This window comes from Ideonella azotifigens (genome assembly GCF_006519715.1).
GTDB classification, from domain to species: domain Bacteria; phylum Pseudomonadota; class Gammaproteobacteria; order Burkholderiales; family Burkholderiaceae_C; genus Ideonella; species Ideonella azotifigens.
This window is the reverse complement of the sequence record NZ_VIDT01000511.1, coordinates 1-4,069: the sequence shown is the minus strand read 5'-3', so window position 1 is coordinate 4,069 and position 4,069 is coordinate 1. Positions and strand designations below refer to the sequence as shown.

The following is a 4,069-nucleotide window of genomic DNA, read 5'->3' as shown; positions in this document are numbered from 1 at the left end:
CGGGTGTAGCGCTGCAGCGCCTGCACGCGGTCGACGTTGGCCTGCATCGCATTCGCGGCGGACTGCTTGGCGGCCATGTCGCCGGCCCGCTCATCGGCCTCCTGGCGCGAGACGGAATCGGTCGCCAGCAGGGTCTGCCAGCGCTGCGCGGTGCTGGCGGCCAGGGCCGCATTGCTGCGCGCAGCGGCGAGTTCGGCCCTGGCCTGCATCAGCTGCTGGTCCAGGTCCGGCGTCTCGATTTCCGCCAACAGCTGGCCGGCCTTGACCGGGCCGCCAATGTCGACCTGCCAGTTCTTCAGGTAACCGCTGACACGCGCATAGATGGGCGCGCGGGCCCAGGCTTCGATGCGGGCGGGCAGTTCGAGCCTGGTCGAGGCAAGCGCGGCCGGCGAGATCAGCGTGACGGTGGGCACGGCGCTGGCGGTGATGCCTTCGCGCAGCTGTTCTGCCCGCGACTTGCGCGTCCACAGGCCGGTGGCGACCACCACGACGGCCAGCGCCACCGCGGTGAGGGAGACCAGCCGCAGGCGCGGGGAACGGGTGGTTTCAGTTCGCATGGGAGGGATGTCCGGAAGAAGGAAGAAGCGGGTCGGCGGCAGGGGCCGCGTGCCCATGCCGGCGATGCGCCAGGCTGAAGACGACGGGCACGAAGACCAGCGTGGCAAAGGTGGCGAAGACCAGCCCGCCAATCACCGCGCGGCCCAGCGGCGCGTTCTGCTCGCCGCCTTCGCCCAGGCCCAGCGCCATCGGCAGCATGCCGATGACCATCGCCAGCGCAGTCATCAGGACAGGGCGGAAGCGCACGAAGCCGGCTTCCAGCGCAGAGGCGGTCGCGTCTCCCAGCTCGGCCAGGCGTTCGCGCGCGAAGCTGATCACCAGCACGCTGTTGGCGGTGGCCACGCCCATGCACATGATGGCGCCGGTGAGGGCCGGGACCGACAGCGTGGTGTCGGTCGCGAACAGCATCCAGACGATGCCGGCGAGTGCCGCGGGCAGGGCAGACACGATCACTGCCGGGTCCAGCCAGGACTGGAAGTTCACGACGATCAGCAGGTAGATCAGCACGATGGCGCCGAGCAGGCCGAACAGCAGGCCGGAGAAGGCGCGGTCCATGGTGCGCACCTGGCCCAGCAACTGCACGTTGGAGCCCTTGGGCACGTCGGCCGCGGTCTCGGCGATCACGCGGCGAACGTCGGCGGCCACGGCACCGAGGTCGCGGTCCTGCGTGGTGGCGTGGATCTGCACCATGGTCTGGATGTCGTACTGGCTGACGATGGAACTGCCGGTGCCACGCTCAAAGCGCGCCAGGCCACCCAGCGTGGTGCTGCCGGTGCTGGCGCCATTGCCCACCGGCAGGTTGGCCAGCGCGGACAGCGAGTCCAGCTCGCGCTGCGGCGTCTGCATCACGATGGGGTAGCTCACGCCATTGACCGGGTTCAGCCAGTAGGTGGGCGCGACCTGGCTGCTGCCCGCGAGGTTGACCACCAGGCTGTTGGTCACGTCGCGTGTGCTCAGGCCCAGCAGCTGGGCCTGGGTGCGGTCCACCTCGACCTTGAACACCGGCGCCTTGTTGGACTGCTGGATGCGTGCGTCCGCCACGCCGGGAATGGCCTTCACGCGCTTGAGCAGCTGCTGCGCATAGGCGAAGTTGGCGTCCATGTCGCGGCCGCGGATCTGCAGGTCGATGGGTGCCGGCGAGCCGAAGTTCAGGATCTGGCTGACGATGTCGGCCGGTGGGAACGAGAAGGTGGTGTCCGGGAATTCCTTGGGCAGCACCTCGCGCAGCTTGCGCACATGGTCGGCCGTGGGCTGGTGGCCCTCGCGCAGGGCGATCTGGAAGTCGCCGTCATGCGAGCCGGAGGCGCCGGTGTTGTTGTAGGTCAGGTTGATGCTGCTGGGCGGCAGGCCGATGTTGTCGACCAGCGTGGTGATTTCTTCCGATGGGATCACGCGGCGGATCGCCTGCTCGATGCGCGCGAAGCGCACAGCTGTCTCCTCCACCCGCGTGCCCACCGGCACGCGGGCGTGCATCAGGATCTGGCCGGAGTCGACCTGCGGGAAGAAGTTGCTGCCGATGAAGGGCAGCAGCAGGAACGAGAGCGCGACCACCGCGACAAAGCCAATCAGGAACGGACGGCGGCGGGACAGCGCGAGTGCCAGCACGCCGCGGTAGCTTTCGCGCACGCGCTCGAAGCCAGTCTCGAAGCGGCGCTGGAAGCGCACCAGCGGGTTTCGCGAGGGCGGCAGGTCGCCATCGCGGCCGTGCAGGTCGGTGTGTGGCGCGTGCGGGCGCAGCAGGAAGTTCGCCATCGTCGGCACCAGCGTGCGCGACAGCAGGAACGAGAAGATCATCGCGAAGATCACCGCTTCGGCCATGGGCACGAACAGGAAGCGCGAGACACCGTCGAGGAAGAACATCGGGATGAACACGATGCAGATGCACAGCAGCGAGACGAAGGCGGGCGTGACGATCTGCTGCGCGCCGTCCAGGATGGCGGTCCGCACGTCCTTGCCCTGTTCCAGGTGCCAGTTGATGTTCTCGATGGTGACGGTCGCGTCGTCCACCAGGATGCCCACCGCCAGCGCCAGGCCGCCCAGCGTCATCAGGTTCAGCGTCTCGCCAATGGCCGACAGCGCGATGATGGCGCCCAGGATGGACAGCGGGATGGACACGGCGATGATCAGCGTCGAGCGCCAGCTGCCCAGGAACAGCAGGATCATCACGCTGGTCAGCGCCGCGGCAATCGCGCCTTCGGTCGCCACGCCCTTGACCGCGGCGCGCACGAAGATCGACTGGTCGTTGATGGGCACCACGTTCAGCGCTTCGGGCAGCGAGGGCTTGAGTTCGGCCAGCTTGGCGCGCACACCATCGACGATGGCCAGCGTCGACGCCGCGCCGTTTTTCAGCACCGACATCAGCACCGAGCGGCCACCGTCCACGTGCACGATGTTGGTCTGCGGCGCGTTGCCGTCGTGCACCTCGGCCACGTCGCTCAGGTAGATGGTGCTGCCGCCCACGACCTTCACCGGCAGCCGGCCCAGCTCGGCAATGACCGACGGCGCGCTGTTGAGCTGCAGCGTGTATTCCAGCTCGCCGATCTTCTGCGTACCGATGGGGGTGAGCACGTTCTGCGCGGCGAGCGCCGCCGCCACGTCCTGGGCCGACAGGCCGCGGGCCTGAAGTGCTGCAGGGTCGATGTCGATCTGCACCTGGCGCTGCTTGCCGCCGTAAGGCAGCGGAATCGCCGCGCCGGAGACCGTGACCAGCGGCGTGCGCACGGTGTTGAAGCCCAGGTCGAACAGCTGCTGCTCGCTCAGGCCCTTGCCCGACAGCGCCAGCTGCAGGATGGGCACGGTGGCGGCGTTGTAGTTCAGGATCAGCGGCGGCGTGATGCCGGCCGGCATCTGCCGCACGACGACCTGCGACACGGCCGTGACCTGCGCGTTGGCCACCGCCACGTTCACGCCGGGCTGGAAGAAGATCTTGACGACGCTGACGCCGGGGTAGGAGTTGGACTCGATGTGCTCGATGTCGTTGACCGTGGTGGTCAGGGTGCGCTGGAACAGCGTGGCGATGCGGCCGGCCATCTGGTCTGGCGGCAGGCCTGTGTATTGCCATGCCACCGCAATCACCGGCACGCGGATCTCGGGAAAGATGTCGGTCGGCGTGCGCAAGGCTGCCAGTGGCCCGACGATCAGCAGCAGCAGCGCCATCACCAGGAAGGTGTACGGGCGGCTGAGCGCGATGCGGACAGCTGCCATCAGCATGTTGTGGGCGCTCCGGAAATCAAGGGCATGGCAGGACTGCTTGGCAGCGTGGGGGGCTTGAACATGACGCCGCCGCCAGGCAAGCCAGGCGGCGGCACAGGGAGACTGGCGAAGACGCGCGGGCGGGCGCAGGTGTAACCAATTCTGCAGCAATGCGCCAACCCTGGCAGCAGCAGGCCCGCCTTGCCGCGAGCTTGTACCCGCACCGGGGCAGGCGCGACTTCATGAACAAGCTGTGCCAGGCGCCAGCCAGCCGCAGCTTGATGGATTGGCAAGCCGGGTTTGCCAATCAACACGCAAA

At 68.1% G+C, this 4,069-nt stretch carries 2 protein-coding genes; both read right to left on the bottom strand.

Annotated elements, in window-relative coordinates; genetic code table 11:
- On the bottom strand, positions 1-557 hold a 557-nt coding region (locus FKP22_RS23025; RefSeq protein WP_141290011.1), incomplete at its 3' end, for an efflux RND transporter periplasmic adaptor subunit.
- Positions 547-3,765, bottom strand: coding sequence for an efflux RND transporter permease subunit (locus FKP22_RS23020; RefSeq protein WP_211361537.1), 3,219 nt, complete (start codon positions 3,763-3,765; stop codon positions 547-549). The genes FKP22_RS23025 and FKP22_RS23020, both read right to left, overlap by 11 nt.
- Positions 3,766-4,069: the final 304 nt, after the last annotated feature.